The sequence below is a fragment of the Siccirubricoccus soli genome (genome assembly GCF_024178315.1).
Taxonomy (GTDB): Bacteria; Pseudomonadota; Alphaproteobacteria; order Acetobacterales; family Acetobacteraceae; genus Siccirubricoccus; species Siccirubricoccus soli.
This window is the reverse complement of sequence record NZ_JAMZIK010000048.1, coordinates 12,503-34,456: the sequence shown is the minus strand read 5'-3', so window position 1 is coordinate 34,456 and position 21,954 is coordinate 12,503. Positions and strand designations below refer to the sequence as shown.

The following is a 21,954-nucleotide window of genomic DNA, read 5'->3' as shown; positions in this document are numbered from 1 at the left end:
ACAGGCAACCGCGGGTCGTTCCAAGCGCGTTTTGTAGGGAAGTTCGGACGCAGGTTCAGCGCGAATTGTAGGGGAAATGCCCGAATTTCTTCAGCATTCCAAAGGCTTGCAGGTTCTGAATCGCGCGTGCGCGCGAAGAGAAATTACTATGGGGCCTGAGGACCCTTCAGCCGCTTGGCTACTCTCTTTGCTGCCGACGCAGTATGCCGGGCTGCCAGGCTGTCTTTGGGGCTCGGCCGCCATGCCGTTCGCGTGCGCAGCGCTGACCTTTCTGCGGCCGCCCGGGGCCGAGGCGCGGCCAAGGACGAGGACCGCAACATGGGCAGGCGGTGTCGGCGAGCGCGCAGTGGCCCTGGACCGGCGTGCTGGTGCTGGTCGCCGCGGCGTTCGGTTGGGCACTGCGGGGATGGCTTGCGGCGGTCCTTGCCGCAGTCAGCTATGCCAGTGTTTGGACGATGGAACAAGGGCTGCGCCTGGTCCTGTTCCAACCGCGGCCCTCGCCGGACCTGGTGCGGGTGATCGGGCATCTGCCCGGCTCTGCGTTCCCCTCCACCTTCGCCCTGGCCTACCCCGGGACGGTCGGCTTCGTCGCTGTGCTGGCGCTCACCGCGGGCCCGGCGGTGTGGCGGATGTTCCTCTTCGTCGTCTGCGCGGCGCTGCTGCCGGTCGGGTTCGGCGCCCGCGTCGCCCTTGGCGCGCACTGGCCAAGCGACGTGCTGCTCTCCGGTCTCCTTGGGTTCCTCTGGATCAGTGCCTTGCTTGCGTTCGAGCGGAGGACGGGAACGGGCCACGCGAAACCAACGGTCTGAGGGCCGCCTTCGCGCCTAGTCGCGCAGCCCGATGCTATCGGGCGGGTCCAGAATGGTTCCCCGGAGCGGGCAGGGTGGTTTATGCGCGCCGCCATGATCACCTTCCTCGTCTACGTCGGCGCCGCGCTCGCCGAAATCGCCGGTTGCTTCGCCTACTGGGCCTGGCGGCGCCTGGACCAGCCGGTCTGGTGGCTCGTGCCCGGCATGCTGTCGCTGGCCGCCTTCGCCTACCTGCTGACCCTGGTGGACAGCGACGCCGCCGGGCGCACCTACGCCGCCTACGGCGGGGTCTACATCGCCGCCTCGCTGTTCTGGCTCTGGGCCGTCGAGGGGCGCCAGCCGGACCGCTGGGACCTGGCGGGGGTCGCCATCTGCCTCGCGGGCGCGGCGCTCATACTCTGGGCGCCGCGCCCGGCCTGACCGGGCGCCCCCGTCGGTCCCGGCGTCATGCGGCGGCGAGCAGGATGCCGCCCGCGGCCATCAGCAGGACGACGATCCAGGGCGGTGCCTTCCAAACCGTCAGCAGCACGAAGCCGACCAGGGCGACCGCAAAGTCGCGCGGGCCAAGCACCGCGCTCGTCCAGACCGGGTCGTAGAGCGCGGCGCCGAGGATGCCGACCACGGCGGCATTGGTGCCGCGCATGGCCGACTGTGCGAGCGGGCGCGTGCGGAATGCATCCCAGAACGGCAGGGCGCCGTAGACCAGCAGGATGCCGGGGAGGAAGACCGCGACGAGCGCGATGGCAGCACCGAGCACGCCGTTCGGTGCCGGGCCCATGACCGCGCCGAGGTAGGCCGCGAAGGTGAAGAGCGGGCCCGGCACCGCCTGGGCCGCGCCGTACCCGGCGAGGAAGGCATCCGCGCTCACCCAGCCCGGGTCCACGACCTCGGCCCGCAGTAGCGGCAGCACCACGTGCCCGCCACCGAAGACGAGCGCGCCCGAGCGGTAGAAGGCGTCGAAGAGCGCCATCGCCTGCGAGCCCGCCGCGCCCGACAGGATCGGTGACAGGATGAAGAAGGTGGCGAACAGGGCCAAGGCCACCCCGCCCATCCCGCGTGTCACCGGGAAGGCGAGGTGTCCCACCGTGCTGGCTGGTGCCCCGCGGCACAGGACGAGGCCCGCAAGACCGCCGAGCAGGATGGCGCCGACCTGGCCGAGCGAGCCGCCCGCGAACACCGCGAGGAGCACCGCCCCGAGCGCGATGGAGGCCCGCTCCCGGTCGGGTGCGAGGGACCACGCCATGCCCCACACCGCCTGCGCCACGACGGCCACCGCGACCAGCTTGAGGCCGTGGAGCAGGCCCTCGCCAAGCGGCCCCGAGAAGGCCGCCGCGCCGTAGGCGAAGGCGAGGAGCAGCAGTGCCGAGGGCAGGGTGAACGCCGTCCAGGCCGCGAGCCCGCCGAGCAGCCCGCCGCCGCGCAGGACGCCGAGCGCGAAGCCGACCTGGCTCGACGCAGGGCCGGGCAGGAACTGGCACAGTGCCACGAGGTCGGCGTAGCCCGCCTCGTCGATCCAGCGGCGGCGCAGCACCAGCTCGTCGCGGAAGTAGCCGAGATGCGCGATCGGCCCGCCGAAGGAGGTCAGCCCGAGCTTGAGGAAGGCGCGGAGGACCTCTCCGGGCGCGGCCGCGCCAGCGGTGGGGGCGGCGGCCCTGGTGTCGGCATCGTCCGCTGTGCCGGGGGGCGCGCCAACCGCTTCGGCTTCGTCCGCCATCAATCCTCCTGTCCTGGCCCGAGTATCATACGTGCGTGCGGTTGCCCTTGGCGGCTGCGGAGCGCGGGTCGGGACCATCGCCTCGGAGCGGCTGCATCAGCATGCGGTCGAGCCGCAGCTCGCGCGGGTCGCGGAACCGGTCGATGCCGATGGTCATGCCCAGGTGGCCCACCTCGGGCTGGGTGCGGTAGGTGTCGAACAGCCGAGCCCACCAGGGCAGGTTGAAGCCGAAGTTGCTGTCGGTCTCCCGGCGCAGGATGGAATGGTGGACGCGGTGCATCTCCGGCGTGACCACCAGCCAGCGCAGGATGCGGTCCATCCACACGGGTAGGCGGACGTTGCCGTGATTGAACATGGAAGTGGCGTTCAGCAGCACCTCGAAGACGAGCACCGCAAGCGGCGGCGCGCCGAGCGCGACAACCACCGCCGCCTTGATGAGCATGGAGAGCGTGATCTCGACGGGGTGGAAGCGAACGCCCGTGGTGACGTCGAACTCGAGATCGGCGTGGTGCATCCGGTGCAACCGCCAGAGCACCGGCACGTGGTGGAAGGCGACGTGCTGGGCGTAGATGGCGAGGTCGAGCAGGAGCACCGAGACGGGCACGGCGACCCAGCCAGGCGCCTGTAGGACGTTCAGCACGCCCCAGCCCTTGGCCTGCGCGAGCATCGCCATGCCCACGGCACCCGCCGGGAAGAGGACGCGCACCGCGAGCGTGTCCACGACCACGACGCCAAGGTTGTTCGGCCAGCGCCACCGGCGGTCGACGGCTTGGGGGCGCCGGGGCGCGAGCGTTTCCCAGAGGGCCATCAGCACGAAGACCCCGACGAAGGCTCCGAGCCGGACCACCGGCTCGTGGACGAAGGGGCTGGTTGCCTCTGCCATGGCTTCCGCCTTCCGTCGGTTAGATGGGCTGCGCGGCGCGTGGGCGGAGGCGCCTGCGGAGCAGGAAGGTTCCAAGCGCGATGACCGCGGCACCCAGGAAGGGCAGGATGGTCAGGTTGACCCCGTCCCAGCCGAGGCGGTGGAGGAGCCCGCCCGAGGCGAACGACGCCGCAACGACCACGCCCAGGATGAGGAAGTCGTTGGCCGCCTGGACCTTGGCCTTCTCGGACGGGCGATAGGTCTCGGTCAGCAGGCTGGTGCCGCCGATGTAGGAGAAGTTCCAGCCGACCCCGAGCAGCACCAGCGCCGAGGAGAAGTGCAGCAGGTCCACGCCGCTCACGGCGACGGTGGCGTGGGCGGCCAGCAGCGCCATCCCCGCCAGCATCATGGTGGGTGCCCCGAACCGGGCGATGAGCGCCCCGGTGAAGAAGGACGGCACGAACATGCCGAGGACGTGCCAGCGGATGACCGACGCCGCGTCCGCGACGTCATGGTGGTGGCCGACCATGGCGAGCGGCGTGGCCGTCATGGCCATGATCATGGCGCCGTACCCGACCGCCGCGCCTCCCAGTGCCACCAGGAACGCCGGTTGGCGGGCGATGACGGACAGTGGCCGCGGCGCCTCCCGGACCGACTGCGCGGCGGGCGGGGGCACCTGGATCAGCGAGACGAGCGCGGTCGCCACGAGGCTGACGGCGATGATGCCCGCGTAGGAGGCGACGAAGGGGGCGCCGAGCGAGAGGTCGCGGGTGAGGCTGGCCAGCCCTGGACCGGCGAAGGCGGCGAACACCCCGCCCGCCATGACGAGCGAGATGGCGCGGCTCCGGAACACGTCGCTCGCCGCGTCCGCGGCCGCGAAGCGGTAGAACTGGGCGAAACCCTGGTAGGCGCCCGCGAGGACGTGGGCGAGGCAGAACAGCCAGAACGACCCGAGCAGGAGCCCGGCGACGCCGAGCGCGCCGCCCGCGGCGCCGAGCAGCGTGCCGACCAGGAAGCCCGGCTTGCGGCCGACGCGGGCCATGAGGAGCGAGGCCGGGACGGTGGCGATCGCCGTGCCGACGGTGCTCGCGGCGATGGGGAGCGTCGCCAGCCCCTTGTCCGTGGCGAGCATATGACCGGCGAGGCCGCCCACCGTCATGATGAGGACCGACGTTGTCTGGAACAGCGCCTGGGAGGCCGCGAGCAGGGCGACGTTGCGCTTCTCAGGAGCGGTAGCTGACATACGAAAACTCCGTGGAGGCAGGTGGCCTGCCCTGGATGGCTGGCGCACTGCCTGGGGCTGTCAGTCGCGGCGCAACACGGTTGGCCGCAGGTCCTTCAGTGCACCGGTGCGACCTCGGCGCCCTCGATCGGCAGGCCGGACGCCTTCCACTCGGGGTAGCCATCCACCAGCCGCCGCACGCGGAAGCCCCGGGCGCGCAGGGCCGCGACCGCTTCGAAGGAGAGGACGCAGTACGGCCCGCGGCAGTAGGCGACGATTTCCCTGTCCCGAGGCAACTCGGCCAGGCGCCGCTCCAGCGCCGAGAGGGGGACGTTGAGGGCGCCCGGCACGTGGCCGAGGGCGAACTCATCCTCCGGGCGCACGTCGAGCACGGTCACCAACCCGTCGCGCAGGCGGGCGAGCAGTTCCTCGCGGGAGACCGGCTCCATCTCGTCGCGGGCGCGGAAGTAGGACGCCATCACCCGCTCGATCTCCGCCATGTTCCGCTCGCCCACGCGCCCGAGCGCGTGCAGCAGCCGCACGACCTCGTCGCCCCCGGCCAAGCTGTAAAGCATCCGCTTGCCTTCCCGCCGGGGCTCGACCAGCCGGGCGCGGCGCAGGATCTGCAGGTGGCGGGAGGTGTTGGCGAAGGTCAGGCCCGCCCGGGCGGCGAGGTCCTCCACGCTGCGCTCGCCTTGGCCCAGGTGCTCCAGCAGCTCCAGCCGGTGCTCATGGCCGAGCGCCTGAGCGATCTCGGCCAGGGAGGCGAACACGGCCTGCTTCGGACCCTTGCTTGACATGCCGCCCTCATCGCGGAATCATTCAGCGACTTGATTGAATGACACTCCGCTTCCGCTGTCAAGCCACCCGGGAGTGTGCCCATGATCCTGCGCCAGTACCTGCACCGCGACCCCGTCGCCATCTCCTACCTGCTCGGCTGCGTCGGGCACGGCGCCGGGGCCATCGTGGACCCGCTGTTTCCCATCGAGCCCTACCTGCGAGCCGCCGAGGCCGAGCGCACGCCGATCCGCTTCGTGGTCGACACCCACCTGCACGCCGACCACGTCTCCGCCGGGCGGACGCTCGCCGAGGCCGCGGGCGCCGACTACGTCCTGCACGAGAGCGCCGGGGCGGCGTTCCCCTTCCGCGCCGTGCGGGACGGCGAGGCGCTGCCGCTCGGCAACGTCGAGCTTTCGGTGCTGCACATTCCCGGTCACACGCCCGAGCACCTCGGCCTGCTGGTCACCGACCGCACCCGCGGACCGGAGCCTTGGTTCCTGCTCTCGGGCCACACTCTGATGGTCGGCGACGTCGGCCGCACGGAACTCGCCAGCGACGCCGCCTCCGGCGCCCGGACGCTGTTCGCCTCGCTCGCCCGGCTGAAGGCGCTGCCCGATCACCTGGAGATACTGCCCGGTGCCTTCGCAGGTTCGGTGTGCGGCCGTGGCCTGTCCGGCAAGCCGTCCTCCACCATCGGCTTCGAGCGGCGGTTCAACCAGGCGTTTGCGCTGACGGAGGAGAGGGCCTTCGTCGACTTCATGCTGGCCAACATCCCGCCGCCCCCGCCGGAGGCCGCGGCGATCCGCGCCCGCAACGCGGGACAGCCCTCGGCCGAAGCCGCCTGAGCATGGAGCCGGGCGCCGCGGCGCGCCAGGTCCGCCTCGGTCTGGCGGAGAACTGGCGGCAGTTCTCCCTGCTCGTCCTCATCAACGCGTTCGTTGGCGGCATGGTCGGGCTCGAGCGCACGGTCGTGCCGCTGATCGGCTCGGAGACCTTCGGCCTCTCCTCCGCCGCGGCCATCTCCTCCTTCGTGGTCAGCTTCGGTGTCACCAAGGCGCTCACCAACCTCGTTTCCGGCCAGATGGCCGATGCGTGGGGCCGCAAGCGCGTGCTGGTGCTGGGATGGCTGCTTGGCCTGCCGGTGCCGTTCCTCATCATCTGGGCGCCGGACTGGGGCTGGATCGTCGCCGCCAACGTGCTGCTCGGTGTCAACCAGGGCCTCGCCTGGTCCATGACGGTCATCATGAAGATCGACCTCGTCGGTCCGAAGCAGCGTGGCCTCGCGGTCGGCCTGAACGAGGCCGCGGGCTACGTCGCGGTCGGCCTGACGGCGTTCCTGACCGGCTGGATCGCGGCCAGCACGCACACGCTGCGCCCGGATCCCTTCTATCTCGGCATTGGCTACGCCGTGCTCGGCTTCGCCCTCTCCGTCCTCTTGGTGCGTGACACCGGGGAGCATGTCCGGCTGGAGGCGAGCGGCCACGTGAAAGCTGAGCCGGTCGGGTTCCGCGAGGTGTTCTTGCGCACCTCCTTCCGCGACCCGACGCTGTTCGCCGCCTGCCAGGCCGGGCTGGTGAACAACCTCAATGACGGCATGAGCTGGGCCATCCTGCCGCTGTTCTTCGCCGCGCGCGGCCTCGGGGTCGAGGGCATTGGCACGCTGAAGGCGGTCTACCCGGCGATCTGGGGCATCCTGCAGACGGTGACCGGGCCATTGTCTGACCGGCTCGGCCGCAAGGGGCTCATCGCCTGGGGCATGTGGGTGCAGGCGGCCGGGCTGTTCGTCGTCGCCGGGCTGGACGGGTTCGGCTGGTGGCTGGCGGGCAGCGTGCTGCTTGGGGTCGGCACCGCGATGGTCTATCCGACGCTGCTGGCCGCGGTTTCCGACGCCTCGCACCCGACATGGCGGGCCCGCTCGCTCAGCGTCTACCGCTTCTGGCGCGACATCGGCTATGCGGTCGGCGCCCTCGTCGCGGGCCTCGTGGGCGACCTGTTCGGTCTCGCCTGGGCGATCGTCGCCATCGGCGCGCTCACCTTCGCCTCCGGCGCCGTGGTCGCCCTGGTGATGCCGGAGGCGCCGTCCCATGCCGGAGCGGATCCACGGCGTCAGGGCTGAAGCGGCGGCCTTGCTGCGGCCGCAAGCGGTGGGCGATGGCCGATGGCACCCGCGGCCATCACGGTCCGGCCATCGGCATCCCAGAACGTGCTTGCATCTATATAAGTAACAACTTATTATAAGCTATGGCTTATGATTATGCCGCCATGATTGCGCTCGCCGACCCCACCCGAAGAGCCATCTTCGAACTGGTGGTCGAGCAGCCGCGGTCCGTCAGCGAGTTGGCCCGCGCGCTCCCGGTGTCGCAGCCAGCCGTGTCGCAGCACCTGAAGGTGCTCCGGTGTGCGCGTCTGGTTGGGATGGAGCGCCGCGGCGCCAGCAACGTCTATCACCTCGATCCCTACGGCCTCGCGCAGATGCGCGCCTGGCTCGACGGGATGTGGGCAGGTGCCTTTGATAGCTTCAAAGCCGAAGTCGAGAAGGACGGGAAAGGAGGAACATGACCGGGACGATCGCCCCTGCTGCCGTGCGGCGCAGCATCACTGTCGAAGCGCCCAGGGAGAGGGCCTTTGAAGTCTTCACCGCGTCCTTCGGCCGCTGGTGGCCACGCTCGCACAAGATTGGCTCTGCCCCGATGCAGTCCGCGGCGATTGAGCCACGGGTCGGCGGGCGCTGGTACGAAATCGGTGATGATGGCTCGGAGTGCCAATGGGGCGACGTCCTGGTCTGGGAGCCGCCTGCTCGCATCGTCCTGGCATGGCGCATCGGTGCGGATTGGCGCTTCAATCCGAATCTGCTCACGGAGGTGGAGGTTCGCTTCATTCCAGCGGGCGACGGCAAGACAAGGGTCGAACTGGAGCACCGGAAGCTGGAGAACATGGGCACGGCCATGGAGGCGGCTCGCGCGGCGTTCGAGTCCGAGCGGGGCTGGAATGGCATTCTCGCCAACTATCAGCGAGCTCTGGCCGAGAGATAGGAGTTCTCGCAGATTCGGCACCGCGGAATGGGCGCGACGGCGATGGCCAGAAGTGCCGAAAGGATTCTGCGTTGGAGTATCGGTGCTTTCCTCGTTGGGAAGAGGATCAACTCGGTGCCGCTAGCGACGGACTCCACGCGCCGGGGGCTGCTGCGCGGCTCCAGGCGCCATCGGGCAGCCAGGGACGAGGCTGGAGGCGCCACTGGCTCCGAGCGCCCGCGTTGTGTTCTCCGCGTCACTGCACGGCCACCGCCTGCAAGCGCGGTTCGCAAACGACTGGTGCGGTCGCCACCTGCGCCGGGCAAGAAAGCCCCGTGTCGGGCTGGCGAGCACACCCGGTCGGCTTGAATTGGCTCCGGACCAGGGGAGGTCCGGCTTCGCCCGCAACAATGGAGGGTCGATTGCCGCTCCACGCTCTGGCGTCTCCCGGCGTCCCTCTCGGCCTCGCCTCGGCCGCCCTGTTCGGGGCCAGCACGCCCCTCGCCAAGCTGCTGCTGGGGGAGGTGGATCCCTGGCTGCTCGCTGGGCTGCTCTACCTCGGCTCCGGGGTCGGGCTCGGTATCGTGCACCTGGGCCGCCGGTCCCTCGGCATCGAGCCCCCGGAAGCGCCGCTGCGGCGGGCCGACCTGCCGTGGTTGGCCGCGGTCATCCTGGCAGGCGGTGTCGTTGGTCCGGTCCTGCTGATGCTCGGCCTCAGCGTCACCCCGGCCTCGAGCGCCGCCCTGCTGCTGAACGTCGAAGGCCTCGCCACCATGGGCATCGCCTGGGTGGTGTTCCGGGAGCACACCGACCGCCGGATCGTGCTCGGGGCGCTGCTCATCCTGGCCGGTGCCGTCCTCCTCTCCTGGCAGGGGGCGGCGGAAGGCGTGGGCTGGGGCGCCCTGGCCATCCTCGGCGCCTGCCTGGCCTGGGGCGCCGACAACAATCTGACCCGCAAGCTCAGCGCGGCCGACCCGGTGCAGATCGCCATGCTCAAGGGGCTGGTCGCCGGGGCGGTGAACCTCGGCCTCGCGCTCTGGCAGGGGGCGGCGCTGCCGTCCGTCGGCCCGCTGTTCGGGGGCGCGCTCGTCGGCTTCTTCGGCTACGGGGTCAGCCTCGTGCTGTTCGTCCTGGCGCTGCGCCACCTGGGGACGGCCAGGACCGGGGCCTACTTCTCCACCGCGCCCTTCATCGGCGCGGTGCTCGCCCTCGTTCTGTTCGGCGAGCCCGTCACCCTCCGCCTGGTCGCGGCGGCCGTGCTGATGGGCGTGGGCCTGTGGCTACATCTTATCGAGCACCACGTGCACGAGCATGCGCACGAGGAGATGGCGCACGAGCACGCCCACGTGCACGATGAGCACCACCGGCACGCACACGGGCCGGGCGACCCGCCCGGCGAGCCGCATGTCCACGTGCACCGGCACGCGCCGATGGTGCACCGCCACCCGCACTACCCGGACCTGCACCATCGGCACACGCACGACGCCTGAGTGGGACGGCGAGAGTGCGGGTTCGGCGGGATCGCCCGTACCCTCGCCCGGGCGGTATCAGATGGTCGGGTTATCCTCACCCTGCTCCGGCCTATCCTCCGGGGCGGGCGTCTCGCGTGTGGTCTCCGTGACCGTGCCCGCCGTGCTCCGCGGCCGGGCGTCGGGCGCCAGCGGCCTCGACCGTCATCTCCACCGACACGTTCCCGGCGCGCTCGAAGGTCAACGTGAGGGGCACGCGCTCGCCCCGTCCGAAGGCGTGCCGCGGGCCGACGAGCATCAAGTGGACGCCGCCACCGTCCGGCTCCAGGCGCACGACGCCGCCGGGCGGGACGGCGACGCCGCCCTGGACCGGGCGCATGCGCATGACGCCGCCCTCCATCGTGGTTTCGTGCATCTCGACCACGCGCGCCTCAGGCGAGGAGGCGGACACCAGCCGATCCGGCGCCGTGCCGCGGTTCCGGATCGCGACGTATGCGACGGCGGTCTGCGCGGTCGGGCCAGTGGAGCGTGTCCAGGCGCGCTCGACCTCGATAGTGGAACCGCCGGGCGGCTGGCTCGCGGCAGGCAGGGGTGGGGCGGATGCCAGGGCCACGAGCAGGGCCACCGTGGCAATGCGGCGGGACATGTGCAGGGTCATCGCTTGTCTCCGCGGGTCAGGCAGAAGGCGGGCCGTCGAGCGCAAGACGGATCTTCGCGACAGCGGCGCCGACGGGCTCATGGCTGTCAAGGTACCCTCGCAGCCGCCCTTCGCCGTCCAGGAGGTAGATCGACGCCGTGTGGTCCATCACGTAGGCGTCCCCGTCCCCGGGGACCTTGCGGTAGTAGGTGCCGAACGCCTTCGCCGCCTGCTCGACCTCCGCCTCGCTGCCGCTCAGGCCGACCACGGCCGGATGGAAGTTCGCCACGTAGGCCGCCAGCAGCTCGGGGCTGTCGCGGGCGGAATCCACGCTGATGAAGAGCGCCCGGACCTTCCCGGCCTCGGCCGGTTCCAGGCCCTCGAAGGCCGCGGACAGGTAGCCGAGCGCCGTGGGGCACACGTCGGGACAGTGGGTGAAGCCGAAGAAGACCAGCCGGACGCCGCCCGCGAAATCCCGGTCGGTGACCCTGCGGCCCGTGTGGTCAGTCAGGGAGAAGGGCGAGCCGATGGGGTGGCCGAACGGGCTAGAGCGCGTGGGCGGCTCGGCTTGCCTGCCCGCAAGCATCCATTCCGACAGGCCCCAGCCCAGGACGGTCGCCGCGGGGCAGCCGATGCCGAGCGTGAGCAGAAGCGTTCTACGGTTCATGCCTGAATCCTTGTCAGAGCGTTGCGAGCTTGCAGCCGGGCTGCCACCAGCCGGGTTGGCCCACCTTGCGCAGGTCGGCCCGGGCGTCGCGGATGAGCGCGCCACCCCAGGGCGGCCGAGGCGCGGACGAGGTTCTCCACAGGGACGCTCAACCCTTCGGCGCGCGGATGGCCGCGCAGCCGGTCTCGCGGAAGCAGTTCAGCGGGATCTTCAGATAGGAGACGCCGTTCGCCTCGGGCTCTGGCAGCCGCCCGCCCCGGATGTTGACCTGGAGCGCGTCCAGAAGCAGGCCGGGGAGGGAGAGCGTCCGGTCGCGCTCCTCGCGCGCCCGGACGAAGGCATCCTCGGTCACGCCGCCCCGCAGGTGGATGTTGTGCTCGCGCTGCTCGGCGACGGTCGACTCCCATATCGGCTCCCGTCCACCCGGCTGGTAGTCGTGGCCGGTGAAGAGGCGGGTCTCCGGCGGGAGCTCGAGGATGCGGCGGATACTGCGGTAGAGCGCGCGGGCGTCGCCGCCGGGAAAGTCGGCGCGCGCCGTCCCGCTGTCCGGCATGAACAGCGTGTCGTGGACGAATGCGGCGTCCCCGACGACGCAGGTGATGGAGGCAGCCGTGTGGCCGGGGGAGAAGATGACCTCCGCCTCGAGTTCACCGATACGGAAGCGCTCGCCATCCTTGAACAGACGGTCCCATTGCGAGCCGTCGGCCGGGAAGTCGGAAAGGTTGTAGATCTCCTTCCAGATCCTCTGGACCGTGACGACATGCTCGCCGATGGCGATCGGCGCGCCGAACACCTGCTTGAGGTAGGGCGCGGCAGAGAAGTGGTCGGCGTGCGGATGGGTGTCGAGGATCCACTCCACCGTCAGCCCCTGCTCCCGCACGAAGGCGACCATCCGGTCGGCGAAGGTGGTGTGGGTGCCGCGGCGGGCACGATCGAAGTCGAGCACCGGGTCGATGATCGCGCAGCGCCCGGTCGCGGGGTCCGCGGCCACGTAGGCGATGCTGTTGGTGTCCTCGTGGTAGAAGCCGGTCACCACCGGACGGTGGTCAGTCATGGTCATCTCCTTGCAGGTGCGTTGCTGCCTGGGGAGCGGATTGCAGGCAGCGGCTGCCCGGCCGCTGGATGCCGGGCGCTGAAGAGGGTGTCCGCCTGCGGGTGTTGCCATTCCCCGGGCAGGACGGGCCGCGGGGCGGGCGTTGGGGGCCACTGGTCAGCTAGTCCGCCAGCTTGGGCGTCACCAGCCATTCCCGACCCTTGAGCATGCCCTGCCAGTAGACAAACGGCAGGACTCGCTCCTTCAGCAGCCAGGCGAGACGGCTGGGCCTCGTGCCGTCAATCAGCCAGGCCGGGAAGCTCGGCAGCAGCTTGCCGCCGTAGCCGAACTCGGCGAGCAGGATGCGGCCGCGCTCGACGGTGAGCGGGCAGGACCCGTAGCCGTCATAGATCGCGTCGGCGGCGCCGATCGCCCCGATGTCCTTCAGCAGGTTGTGCGCGACCACCGGGGCCTGCTTGCGGGCGGCGGCGGCCGTCTTGGCATTCGGGGCGTTGCAGGCGTCGCCAAGGCCATAGATGCCCTCAAGGCTCCTGTGCCGCAGCGTGCCCGGGTCGACGTCCACCCAGCCCATCGCGTCGGCGAGCGGCGAGACGCGCACGAAGTCCGGTGCCGCCTGGGGCGGGACAACGTGGATCATGTCGAACCGCTCCTCGACCTCGGTCTTCGAGCCGTCGGGAGCCGTCCGCGTGAACCAGGCCGTACGGGCCGGTCCGTCGATCCGGGTGAGGTTGTGCTGGAAGTTCAGCCCGACGCCATACCGCTCCACGTAGCGCATCAGGGCGGGGACGTACTCCTCCACCGCGAACAGCACCCCACCGGCGTTGAAGAAGTCGATCTGGATGTCCTTGAGGCGGCCCTGGTCACGCCAGTTGTCGGCCGAGAGGTACATCGCCTTCTGCGGGGCGCCCGCGCACTTGATCGGCATCGGCGGCTGCGTGAACACCGCGCGCCCGTGCTTCAGGCCGCGCACGAGTTCCCAGGTGTAGGGCGCCAGGTCCCGGCGGTAGTTCGAGGTCACCCCGTTGCGCCCGAGCGTCTCGACCAGGCCGTCGACGGCGTGCCAATCGAGCTTGAGCCCCGGCGCCACGACCAGCCTGCGGTACTTGACCACCCGGCCCCCGTCCAGGATGACCGCGTTGCTCTCGGGCTCGAAGGCCGCGACGGCCGCCTTGATCCAGCGGACGCCGCGCGGGATGAGGGAGGCCATGGCGCGCGCGGTCGTCTCGGGCCGGAACACTCCGGCACCCACCATGGTCCACCCGGGCTGGTAGTGGTGGATGTCAGCCGGGTCGATGATGGCGACGTCGAGGTCCGGCTTGCGCGCCTTGAGGCTGGAGGCGACCGCGATCCCCGCCGCGCCGCCGCCGACCACCACCACATCGTGCCGGATCTCGCCGGTATCGGTCGGCGTCCGGCCGCCATTGGCGATGCGCCGCGCGACGTCCTTCATGTCGTCGCCAAGGGCCTTGGCCAGGCCGGGGATCTCCGGCACGGGGCGGCCGCGTGCCGCCTCGGACAGCGACCAGAGCGTCGCCGAGCGCGCGCCCGTCCGGCAGAACGCCAGGGCGGGCTTCGGCAGGCGGTCCAGCAATTGGCCAAACGCCCTGGCGTCCTCGTCGCGGACCGTGCCGCAGGCAAGCGGCAGATAGGCCGCCTCGAGCCCAGCCGTCCGGCAGGCGCGGTCTATCTCGGCGAAGTTCGGCCGGTCAGGGCCCTCGCCGTCCGGGCGGTTGCAGACGACGGTCCTGAATCCTCTGGCCGCGAGTTCGGCCACCTCACCGGGCGTGATCTGGGGCGCAACAGAGAAAGTTGGCGTCAGCGTACGGATGTCCATGGGTGTCCTTCCGGGAAGAGCGCTCTTCGCCGCTCCGTGGTGATGCGTTGGGCACCACAGGGGCCGGTCCCTTGCAGAGCGCGGCGACGGGGACCTTGAGGCAGTGGCGGCCGATGTCCGCAGCGAGCCGCCAGCCAAACTGCCGCTATCCGGGTTGAGTGGCCTTGCGCAGGTCGGCCAGGGCGTCGCGGACGATCGACCACGCGGACTGGAGGAACAGCCCGGCGATCACGGCCGCCACGGCGAGGTCCGGCCAGGCCGTGCCGGTCCACCAGACGAGACCCGCCGCGATGACCACGGCGAGGTTGCCGATGGCGTCGTTGCGGCTGAACAGCCAGACCGCGCGCACGTTGGCGTCGCCCGTCCGGTGCGGGATGAGCACCGCGGCGGCCGCCACGTTGACCACGAGCGCCATCGCACCGAAGAGACCCATCAGCTCGGCCTCGGGCTGGTTCAGCACCAGCACCCGGTAGCCGGTGGTGGCGAGCACGCCCACCCCCAGCGCGGCGAGGAACAGTCCCTGGATGAGAGCGGAGCGGGCCCGCCAGGCGAGGCTCCAGCCGATGGCCAGCAGGCCGAGGAGGCTGATCAGGCCGTCGCCGAGCAAATCGAGGGCGTCGGCCTTCAGCGCCTGGCTGCCGGAGATGAAGCCGCCGACCATCTCAATCAGGCCATAGCCGACGTTGAGCCCCACCACGATCCACAGGGTGCGCCGGTAGGCAGGCGTGATGTGGGCCAAGTCCTGGGGCAGATCATCGTCGCCGCTCATCCGATGCTCCCGAGCCAGGGGAAGAGCCGGAGCATCAGGATGGCGAAGTCGGTGAGGTGGCCGGTGATCATCGCCACGCCCATCACCACCATGACGCCGCCCGCCACCAGTTGGAGGATGCGTCCGACCCGCCGCAGGGAGCGGAACGGGCCGCGCAGGAAGGCGTCCGCGAAGGCGGCCACCAGGAGGAAAGGCACGCCGAGCCCGGCCGCGTAGGTGGCGAGGAGCACGACGCCGAGATGGCTGATGTCGCTGGTCGCCGTCAGCGCCAGGATGGCACCGAGCACCGGACCGATGCAGGGTGTCCAGCCGAAGGCGAAAGCCAGCCCGAGCACGTAGGCGGAGAGCGGCGTGCCGCCGCTGAGCGTCGGCATGAAGCGGAGGTCGCGTTGCAGCGGCATCAGCCGCAGCACGCCCGCGGTCATGAGGCCGAACAGGATGACCACCACCCCGCCCACGATCCCGGCCTCGTAGCGGTAGCGGAGCAGGGCCTGGCTGAGGGCCGAGGCCCCGGCGCCCATCGCCACGAACACGGTTGCGAAGCCGAGCACGAAACAGAGGCCGAGGCCGACCGTCGCGAGGCGGCCGGGCGCCGCGCGCTCGGCGGCGACCGAGCGACCGGCGACGTAGGAGACGTAGCCGGGCACGAGCGGGAGCACGCAGGGCGACAGGAAGGAGACCATCCCCGCCAGGAAGGCGGTCAGGAGGCCCGACATCTGGAGGAGGGAGTTCACGGCCGCTCGGCTTTCAAGACGGGGTCACGGAGCTCGGCGCGCGCCGCTTCGTCCTTCCCGCCGACCAGGAGCAGCAGCGCGACGCCGACGAAGATGGCGGTGTCGGCGAGGTTGAAGGCGGGCCAATGGTAGCCAGCGGCGTGGAAATCCAGGAAATCCGTCACGGCGCCATGCCGCAGGCGGTCGACGACGTTGCCCAGCGCGCCTCCGGCGATCAGCCCGACTGCGGCAGCCATTCCGGGGCGCCGGTCGCGCGTCATCCAGACGACGAGGCCCGCGACGATGACAAGCGCCAGCGAGGAAAGCAGCCAGGGCGCGGCGGGGTGGTCCGCCGACAGCAGGCCGAAGCTGACGCCGCGGTTCCGCCCGAGCACCAGGTTGAAGAACGGGGTGACGGGGATGACGCGGGGCGAGTCCATGAGCTCGGTCAGCACCCACCACTTCGTCGCCTGGTCCAGCGCCAGGGCCAGCAGCGCCGTGACCGCACTCCAGGCCCATGCGAGCCGGAGGCCGGACGGCCGGTGCACGCCCACCGTAGTCGCTTGCTCAGCCATGCGCCGCCGCTCCCTTGAAGCGGTATCCGAGCAGCCGCAGGGCGTTGATCGTGACCAGCACCGTGGCGCCAGTATCGGCGAGCACGGCAGGCCAGAGGCCGGTGATGCCGACCACCGTCGTCACCAGGAACACCGCCTTCAGGCCGAGGGCGATGCCGACGTTCTGGTGGATATTGGCGAGCGTCGCGCGCGACAGCCCGACCAGGGCGGCGACGTCCACGACGCGGCTGTTCAGCAGCGCGGCGTCGGCGGTCTCGAGGGCGACGTCGGTGCCGCCGCCCATCGCGATGCCGACCGAGGCTGCCGCCAGCGCGGGCGCGTCGTTGATGCCGTCACCCACCATGGCGACGGGCGCCGTCTGCTTCAGGGCAGCGATCTCGCGCAGCTTGTCCTCGGGCAGCAGGCCCGCCTGCACGTCGAGGCCGAGAGCGGAGGCGATGGCCTTGCCGGTCCGCGGGTTGTCCCCCGTCAACATGACCGGCCTGACCCCAAGGTCGCGCAGCGCCCGGATGCCCGCGGCGGCGTCCGCCCGCGGTTCGTCACGAACGGCGACGAGGCCCATCGGCGCGCCGTCCACGGAGACGACGACCACCGTCTTTCCTTCGCTCTCCCAGGTGGTGACCGCCTGGTCCGCGTCACCCGGGAGCGGCGCCTGCTCGGCTGCGTAGGAGGGCGAGCCGACCGTCACGCGCTTGCCGGTCACGACCGCCTCGACGGCCTTGCCCGGGATGGCGCGCGAATCCTTGGCCGGGCGCAGCGGGATGCCGTCCGCCGCCACACGCTCCAGGATGGCGCGGCCGAGCGGGTGGCTGGACCCGTTCTCCACCGCGGCGGCGAGGCCGAGGAGCGTGCGCTCGGAGCCGGTCAGCGCCAGGACGTCGGTGATGCGCGGGCGCCCCTCGGTCAGGGTGCCGGTCTTGTCGAAGGCCACCGTGCGGACGCGGCCGATGGTCTCCAAGGCGCCGCCACCTTTGACCAACAACCCGCGTCTGGTTCCGACCGCCAAGCCGGAGGCGATGGCCGCGGGCGTCGAGAGGACGAGGGCGCAGGGGCAGGCGACCAGCAGCAGCGCCAGCCCGCGGTAGATCCAGGTATCCCAGTCCGCACCGAGGAGGAGCGGCGGCGCCACGGCCACCAGGGCCGCGACGGCGACCGCCGCGGGCGTGTAGACCGCCGAGAAGCGCTCAATGAAGCGGGCGGTCGGCGCTTTGGCCTCCTGCGCCTCCTCCACCAGCCGGATGATGCGGGCGATGGTGTTGTCGGAGGCGGGCTTCGTGACCCGGACCTGGAGGGCGCCCGAGGCGTTGACGCTGCCCGCGAAGACCTGGGCACCCTCGGCCTTGGGGACGGGGACGGACTCGCCGGTCACCGGGCTCTCGTCGACCTCGGACTCGCCCTCGACCACCTCGCCGTCGGCCGAGACGCGGTCGCCAGGGCGCACGAGGACGAGGTCGCCGACCTTGAGGCTGGCGGCGGGCACCTCGCGCGCCGTGCCGCGCTCGACGAGCAGGGCGGTCCTCGGCACCAGGGCCCCGAGCGCCTCGATGCCCGCGCGGGCGCGCCCGGCGGCGACACCTTCGAGCAGCTCGCCGATGGTGAACAGGAACACCACCACCGCCGCCTCGGAGGTCGCGCCGATGGCGATGGCGCCGACGGTGGCGATCGACATCAGCATCTCGATCGAGAACGGCGAGCCCGCGCGCGCGGCGGAGATGGCCTTCCGGCCGAAGTACCAGAGGCCGAGCAGGGCGGCGGGCAGGTAGGCCCAGTGGTCCAGGGAGGGAACAGCGAGCGAGGCGGCGAACCCGGCCGCCGTCAGCCCGCCGAGGACGGCCGCCAGCCGGGCCTTGGCGCCCTTCCACCAGGGTTGGCGGGCGCGGTCGCGCCCCTCGTCAGCGACGGCCGCGCCGGATTCACCGACGACCACCCGCGGCGCCTCGACGGGGGCGACGCCGTAGCCAAGCTTGCGGACCTGCTCCTCGACGGCGGTACGGGGCGTCGCAGCCTCGTCCAGCCGGAAGGCCAGGATCTGCGTCCCGTAGTTGACCCGGATGTCCTCGGCACCCGGCACGCGGCCGACGGCCGTCTCGATCTTCGCGGCGCAGCTCGGGCAGTCCATGCCGTCGACCCGGTACCTCAGGGCCGCCGTGGGCCTCGTGCCCGCCTCCGCCAGTTCGTTATCCGCCATCGCCGCCTCTCCGTCTCCGGGAACAACCTCAGGTTTCCCCGGGTTGCGCCGGGGACGTGCGGCTTCCTATATGGACCCTCTAGTCGCTACAGGGTCAAGGCATGGCCACGGAGAACTCGCTCAGCATCGGCGCCTTGGCGAAGGCGACCGGCACCACGGTGGAGACGATCCGCTGGTACGAGCGGGTCGGGGTTCTCCCGGCGCCCGCCCGTACGTCCGGGAACTACCGGGCCTACGGGGCGGCGCATCTGGAGCGGCTCAGCTTCGTCCGGCGCGCGAGAGACCTGGGGTTCACGCTGGACCAAGTGCGCGAACTGCTCCAGCTCGCCGACGACCGGGAGCGGTCCTGCGAGGCGGTGGACAAGGTGGCCCGCGAGCACCTCGAGGAGGTCGTGCGCAAGATCGCCGACCTTGAGGCGCTCCGGCACGAGCTCCAGGATCTCATCGGCCAGTGCCGTCACGGAACCGTCGCAGAGTGCCGCATCGTGCAGGCGCTCTCACCAAGGGGCGGCTCTTCTCGAAGCTAGAGCGGATCGCGGAGGGGCTTGAACACCCCGGAGCGTAAAATCCGCCTATTAACAATGGCCTGCAGCGGAGCGGCGTTCAGAATTGAACGCAATCCGCTCTAGGCGTGCCTTGCTCGGCGATGCCTCACCCTCCCGCCGCACTTCCGGCGGGACGGCCGTGGCCTTGGCCGTGATCGCCGCCATGGTGGTGGCCATGCCCGCCCGCGTCGGGCGTCGCCACCCAGGCCGCGTGTGGGTCGCGCCCGCCGTGCGCACCGGGCAGCTCCACCTGCACCGTGCAGTGGGTGATGCCGAAGCGCGCCGCCAGCATGGCGCCGAGCGTGTCCTCCAGCCGCTCCTCGCGGGCGAGGGTCGCGTCGACCGCGATGTGGGCCGAGAGCGCGATCTTGCCGGAGGAGAGCTCCCAGACGTGCAGGTCGTGCACCCCGCGCACGCCGGGGGTGTCCAGCATGGCCCGTTCGACGGCATCCAGGTCGATTCCCCCGGGGACGCCCTCGAGCAGGACGTTGGTGGTCTCGCGCAGCAGCGTCCAGGTGCGCGGCAGCACCCAGAGGGCGATGCCGACCCCAAGCGCCGGGTCCACCCAGACCCAGCCCGTCAGCCAGATGACGCCCGCACCCAGGATCACCGCGACCGAGCCGAGCAGGTCGCTCCAGACCTCGAGGTAGGCGCCCTTGACGTTCAGGCTGTGCTCGCTGCCCCCAGCGAGGAGGCGCATGGACAACCAGTTCACCACCAACCCCCCCGTGGCGATCGCCAGCATCCCGAGGCTCTGCACCTCGGCTGGGGCGCGGAAGCGCTGCCATGCCTCGTAGAGGATGTAGAGCGCGACCAGGAACAGCAGCGAGGCATTGAAGGCTGCCGCCAGGATTTCGAAGCGGTGGTAGCCCCAGGTCCGCCTGCGGTCGGCGGGGCGGCGGGCGATCCGGATGGCGGCGAGCGAGACCGCGAGCGCCGCGGTGTCGGTGAACATGTGCGCGGCGTCGGACAGCAGGGCGAGGCTGCCGGTCAGGAAGGACCCGGCCACCTCGGCCAGCATGAACCCGCCGGTGAGCGCCAATGCCCAGCGCAGCGCCCGCTCGTTCGCGCCCGCGCCGTGGCTGTGTCCGGTGCCCATCGCCGCCCCGGGTTAGCGTGAAGGCGTGGGCGCGCCGCGACCGGGGGTGTGCGGCTGCTGGCCGCCGCCCTGGGTTGGATCGAAGTGCGGGCCTCGCGGTTGCCCCTCGCGTTGCCCGGCGGCCTGCGCCAGCACCGTGCCGCGGTCGGCGGCGTCGGCCGCGGTCGCCGGAGCGGCCGCCGTGGCCATCCCCGCCAGGACCGCCACGCCAGCCAGGGTCGTGCGAATGCTCATATGCGTTCACCCTTCTGGGCAACCGCCGCGATGGGCGGCCGCGATGGACACCGACACGGGTCACAAACGTCACCGATGGCATTTGGCTCCACACCTCCTTGCCTGCGCCTTGGCCGCCCGGGCACCGGGTCCGGTTTGCGTCGGGGCCGGGCGGGTCCCATCATCAGTTGCATGGACACGCCAGCCACCCGCCGGGCCGCCATCCTGCAGGGAGCCCTGATCCCCATCGGCCAGCTCGCCCGCGAGGCGGGCTGCAAGGTGCAAACCGTGCGCTGGTACGAGGAGGTCGGCCTGCTGCCGCCAGCCGCGCGGACCGAGGGCGGGCACCGCCTCTACGGCCGCCCGCACCGGGAGCGGCTGGCCTTCATCCGGCAGGCGCGGGAGTTCGGCTTCGGTCTCGAGGCGATCCGGAGGCTGCTGGACCTGGCCACCCATCCCAAGTGCCCCCACGGGGACGCGCACGCCCTGGCCGTCTCGCATCTCGCCGAGGTCGAGGCGAAGCTCCGGCGGCTCGCGATCCTGCGGGACGAGCTGGCGCGCCTGGTCGACGCCGGATGTGACGGTGCCTCCTCCGAGTGCCGCGTCCTGGAGACGCTCGCCGACCACGACCATGGGCACTGCCTGTCGGCAGCCCAGGCGGCGGCCGAAGGAGCCGTCACAAAATGATGCATTCGGCGGCGAGCGCGTCCTTGTATCTCCAGTGGTTGTAGGTTCTACACCTGCTGGCCTGGGCACGCGCGCTTGTGGCGGCCTTGGGGGGTGCCCAGATCAGTGATCGAGGAGGGATTCCGTGCGACGTAGGATGATGATGGGCGCGGCGGCCGCCGCCGCCCTGGCGCCTGCCCTGGCCTGGGCGCAGGGCGCGGGCCATGGGCACGCCCACAGCGGGAACGAGGTGAAGATCGGCCGCCACGAGGTCGAGCTGGTGGTCCGCGGCGGCCAGGCGACCCTGTCCATCGTCGACGACAAGGAGCAGCCGGTGGACGCGGCCGCCTTCGGCGCGACCGCCGTCGTCCTGGCCCGCGGCAACGAGCGCCGCACCCTGGAATTCCGGCCCGCGGGTGGGAACCGCCTGGTGGCGCCGGTCGATTTCCAGGTGGACGGCAAGTTCCGGGCGACGGTGGCCCTGCGCGGCCCCGGTGGCGAGCTCGGGACCGGCCGTTTCAACGTCGACGCGGTGCGCTGAGGTCGACCGATCATGAACCGGGGCACGAACAGGAGGCGACTGACGAGGGGGTGGGCGATGATCGCCCGCTTGCTCGCCATCGCCTTCCTGCTCGCGTCCCTGCTGGTGCCGCCCTTTGCCGAGGCCGCCCCCTCCGGTGCGCCATCCGGCCCTGCCGTGACCATGTCGGCCGCCCTGGACCAGGACGGCGGTCCGGGCACGCCGTCGCGCCCGCACGGCCTTGTCCACGCGGGCTCCCACTGCGCCTGCCAGCTGGCGGACCGCCTGACGCCGCCACCACCCGTCGGACCCCCCGCCTTCAGCATGGTGGTCCACCCGGCCTTTGCTGAGCATGCCCACGCCTCGCTCGAGGCTGAGCCACCCGCACGGCCACCACAGGCCTGACCGAACCAGAGCCGTCCTAGCCGCCGCGCCCCGGACACGCCGGTGACGGCGGCCCGCCTCGCGTTCCGTCAGTCCCGGGTGCCCATGCCAATCCGAATCCGTTCCAGTCTCCCGCTCGCCGTGCTGGGCGCGGCCGTCCTCGTCACGACCACCACCCCGTCCGACGCGGCCGACCCTCCGGCGCGCCGCCGCGTGGCGCAGG

25 protein-coding genes are annotated in these 21,954 nt (G+C 71.3%); 11 read left to right on the top strand and 14 right to left on the bottom strand.

The features are described 5' to 3' along the window. Window positions 1–362: 362 nt before the first annotated feature. Both NJ376_RS08195 and NJ376_RS08190 read left to right on the top strand, forming a co-directional pair. Window positions 363–809 (top strand): phosphatase PAP2 family protein, encoded by a 447-nt coding sequence (locus NJ376_RS08195; protein ID WP_252952751.1) that lies wholly within the window; start codon window positions 363–365, stop codon window positions 807–809. 81 nt (window positions 810–890) lie between these two features. Continuing rightward, on the top strand, window positions 891–1,229 hold the full coding sequence (locus NJ376_RS08190) for a YnfA family protein (RefSeq protein ID WP_456309117.1): 339 nt from the start codon (window positions 891–893) through the stop codon (window positions 1,227–1,229). Window positions 1,230–1,254: 25 nt separating this feature from the next. On the opposite strand, the gene chrA is transcribed toward NJ376_RS08190, so the two are convergent. The 4 genes from chrA to NJ376_RS08170 form a co-directional block, all read right to left on the bottom strand. Then, window positions 1,255–2,523: a chromate efflux transporter gene (gene chrA / locus NJ376_RS08185; RefSeq protein WP_252952750.1), complete on the bottom strand. Its 1,269-nt coding sequence runs from the start codon at window positions 2,521–2,523 to the stop codon at window positions 1,255–1,257. A 25-nt stretch (window positions 2,524–2,548) separates the two neighbouring features. Beyond that, complete coding sequence (locus NJ376_RS08180; RefSeq protein ID WP_252952749.1) at window positions 2,549–3,406, bottom strand: sterol desaturase family protein; 858 nt, start codon at window positions 3,404–3,406, stop codon at window positions 2,549–2,551. Window positions 3,407–3,425: 19 nt separating this feature from the next. Next, window positions 3,426–4,628: an MFS transporter gene (locus NJ376_RS08175; protein ID WP_252952748.1), complete on the bottom strand. Its 1,203-nt coding sequence runs from the start codon at window positions 4,626–4,628 to the stop codon at window positions 3,426–3,428. 95 nt (window positions 4,629–4,723) lie between these two features. Continuing rightward, complete coding sequence (locus tag NJ376_RS08170; RefSeq protein ID WP_252952747.1) at window positions 4,724–5,407, bottom strand: ArsR/SmtB family transcription factor; 684 nt, start codon at window positions 5,405–5,407, stop codon at window positions 4,724–4,726. A gap of 81 nt (window positions 5,408–5,488) precedes the next feature. On the opposite strand from NJ376_RS08170, the gene NJ376_RS08165 reads away from it, so the two are divergent. The 5 genes from NJ376_RS08165 to NJ376_RS08145 all read left to right on the top strand — a co-directional run bounded on the left by NJ376_RS08165 (window position 5,489) and on the right by NJ376_RS08145 (window position 9,888). Next, window positions 5,489–6,232, top strand: a complete 744-nt coding sequence (locus NJ376_RS08165; RefSeq protein WP_252952746.1) for an MBL fold metallo-hydrolase — start codon at window positions 5,489–5,491, stop codon at window positions 6,230–6,232. A gap of 2 nt (window positions 6,233–6,234) precedes the next feature. Further along, window positions 6,235–7,503, top strand: coding sequence for an MFS transporter (locus NJ376_RS08160; protein ID WP_252952745.1), 1,269 nt, complete (start codon window positions 6,235–6,237; stop codon window positions 7,501–7,503). Window positions 7,504–7,649: 146 nt separating this feature from the next. Then, window positions 7,650–7,946: an ArsR/SmtB family transcription factor gene (locus NJ376_RS08155; protein WP_252952744.1), complete on the top strand. Its 297-nt coding sequence runs from the start codon at window positions 7,650–7,652 to the stop codon at window positions 7,944–7,946. Then, window positions 7,943–8,419, top strand: coding sequence for an SRPBCC family protein (locus NJ376_RS08150; RefSeq protein WP_252952743.1), 477 nt, complete (start codon window positions 7,943–7,945; stop codon window positions 8,417–8,419). The genes NJ376_RS08155 and NJ376_RS08150 overlap by 4 nt, the downstream gene beginning before the upstream one ends. A gap of 401 nt (window positions 8,420–8,820) precedes the next feature. Next, the gene (locus tag NJ376_RS08145) at window positions 8,821–9,888 is read left to right on the top strand and encodes a DMT family transporter (RefSeq protein ID WP_456309114.1); all 1,068 of its coding nucleotides are present in this window, start codon (window positions 8,821–8,823) and stop codon (window positions 9,886–9,888) included. A 91-nt stretch (window positions 9,889–9,979) separates the two neighbouring features. Here NJ376_RS08145 and NJ376_RS08140 read toward each other — a convergent pair whose 3' ends face one another. From NJ376_RS08140 to NJ376_RS08105, 8 genes are all read right to left on the bottom strand, one after another. Further along, a complete protein-coding gene (locus tag NJ376_RS08140; protein WP_252952742.1) occupies window positions 9,980–10,525 on the bottom strand; it encodes a copper chaperone PCu(A)C in 546 nt (181 codons plus the stop codon). A 16-nt stretch (window positions 10,526–10,541) separates the two neighbouring features. Continuing rightward, complete coding sequence (locus NJ376_RS08135) at window positions 10,542–11,171, bottom strand: SCO family protein (protein WP_252952741.1); 630 nt, start codon at window positions 11,169–11,171, stop codon at window positions 10,542–10,544. A 148-nt stretch (window positions 11,172–11,319) separates the two neighbouring features. Beyond that, a complete protein-coding gene (locus tag NJ376_RS08130; protein WP_456309111.1) occupies window positions 11,320–12,225 on the bottom strand; it encodes an MBL fold metallo-hydrolase in 906 nt (301 codons plus the stop codon). Window positions 12,226–12,385: 160 nt separating this feature from the next. Then, window positions 12,386–14,059 carry a bifunctional protein tyrosine phosphatase family protein/NAD(P)/FAD-dependent oxidoreductase gene (locus NJ376_RS08125; protein ID WP_252952739.1) on the bottom strand — a complete coding sequence of 558 codons (1,674 nt, stop codon included), beginning with the start codon at window positions 14,057–14,059 and terminating at the stop codon, window positions 12,386–12,388. A 145-nt stretch (window positions 14,060–14,204) separates the two neighbouring features. Beyond that, entirely contained in the window at window positions 14,205–14,828 is a 624-nt protein-coding gene (locus NJ376_RS08120; protein WP_252952738.1) for a cation diffusion facilitator family transporter, read from the bottom strand. Beyond that, a complete protein-coding gene (locus NJ376_RS08115) occupies window positions 14,825–15,562 on the bottom strand; it encodes a cytochrome c biogenesis CcdA family protein (RefSeq protein ID WP_456309110.1) in 738 nt (245 codons plus the stop codon). Before NJ376_RS08115 ends, NJ376_RS08120 begins: the two co-directional genes overlap by 4 nt. Beyond that, window positions 15,559–16,116, bottom strand: a complete 558-nt coding sequence (gene lspA, locus NJ376_RS08110) for a signal peptidase II (protein ID WP_252952737.1) — start codon at window positions 16,114–16,116, stop codon at window positions 15,559–15,561. Before lspA ends, NJ376_RS08115 begins: the two co-directional genes overlap by 4 nt. Then, a complete protein-coding gene (locus NJ376_RS08105; RefSeq protein ID WP_252952736.1) occupies window positions 16,109–18,304 on the bottom strand; it encodes a heavy metal translocating P-type ATPase in 2,196 nt (731 codons plus the stop codon). The genes lspA and NJ376_RS08105 overlap by 8 nt, the downstream gene beginning before the upstream one ends. Window positions 18,305–18,405: 101 nt before the next feature. On the opposite strand from NJ376_RS08105, the gene NJ376_RS08100 reads away from it, so the two are divergent. Next, window positions 18,406–18,831, top strand: coding sequence for a MerR family transcriptional regulator (locus NJ376_RS08100; RefSeq protein ID WP_252952735.1), 426 nt, complete (start codon window positions 18,406–18,408; stop codon window positions 18,829–18,831). 124 nt (window positions 18,832–18,955) lie between these two features. Here NJ376_RS08100 and NJ376_RS08095 read toward each other — a convergent pair whose 3' ends face one another. Then, window positions 18,956–19,948 (bottom strand): cation diffusion facilitator family transporter, encoded by a 993-nt coding sequence (locus NJ376_RS08095; protein ID WP_252952734.1) that lies wholly within the window; start codon window positions 19,946–19,948, stop codon window positions 18,956–18,958. Between the two features lie 12 nt (window positions 19,949–19,960). Continuing rightward, the gene (locus NJ376_RS08090) at window positions 19,961–20,182 is read right to left on the bottom strand and encodes a hypothetical protein (protein WP_252952733.1); all 222 of its coding nucleotides are present in this window, start codon (window positions 20,180–20,182) and stop codon (window positions 19,961–19,963) included. Window positions 20,183–20,353: 171 nt separating this feature from the next. On the opposite strand from NJ376_RS08090, the gene NJ376_RS08085 reads away from it, so the two are divergent. The 3 genes from NJ376_RS08085 (at window position 20,354) to NJ376_RS08075 (ending at window position 21,752) form a co-directional block, all read left to right on the top strand. Beyond that, window positions 20,354–20,848 (top strand): MerR family transcriptional regulator, encoded by a 495-nt coding sequence (locus tag NJ376_RS08085; RefSeq protein WP_252952732.1) that lies wholly within the window; start codon window positions 20,354–20,356, stop codon window positions 20,846–20,848. A gap of 124 nt (window positions 20,849–20,972) precedes the next feature. After that, window positions 20,973–21,368, top strand: coding sequence for a hypothetical protein (locus NJ376_RS08080; protein WP_252952731.1), 396 nt, complete (start codon window positions 20,973–20,975; stop codon window positions 21,366–21,368). Between the two features lie 57 nt (window positions 21,369–21,425). Further along, window positions 21,426–21,752 (top strand): hypothetical protein, encoded by a 327-nt coding sequence (locus NJ376_RS08075; RefSeq protein WP_252952730.1) that lies wholly within the window; start codon window positions 21,426–21,428, stop codon window positions 21,750–21,752. The last annotated feature ends 202 nt before the right edge of the window (window positions 21,753–21,954 follow it).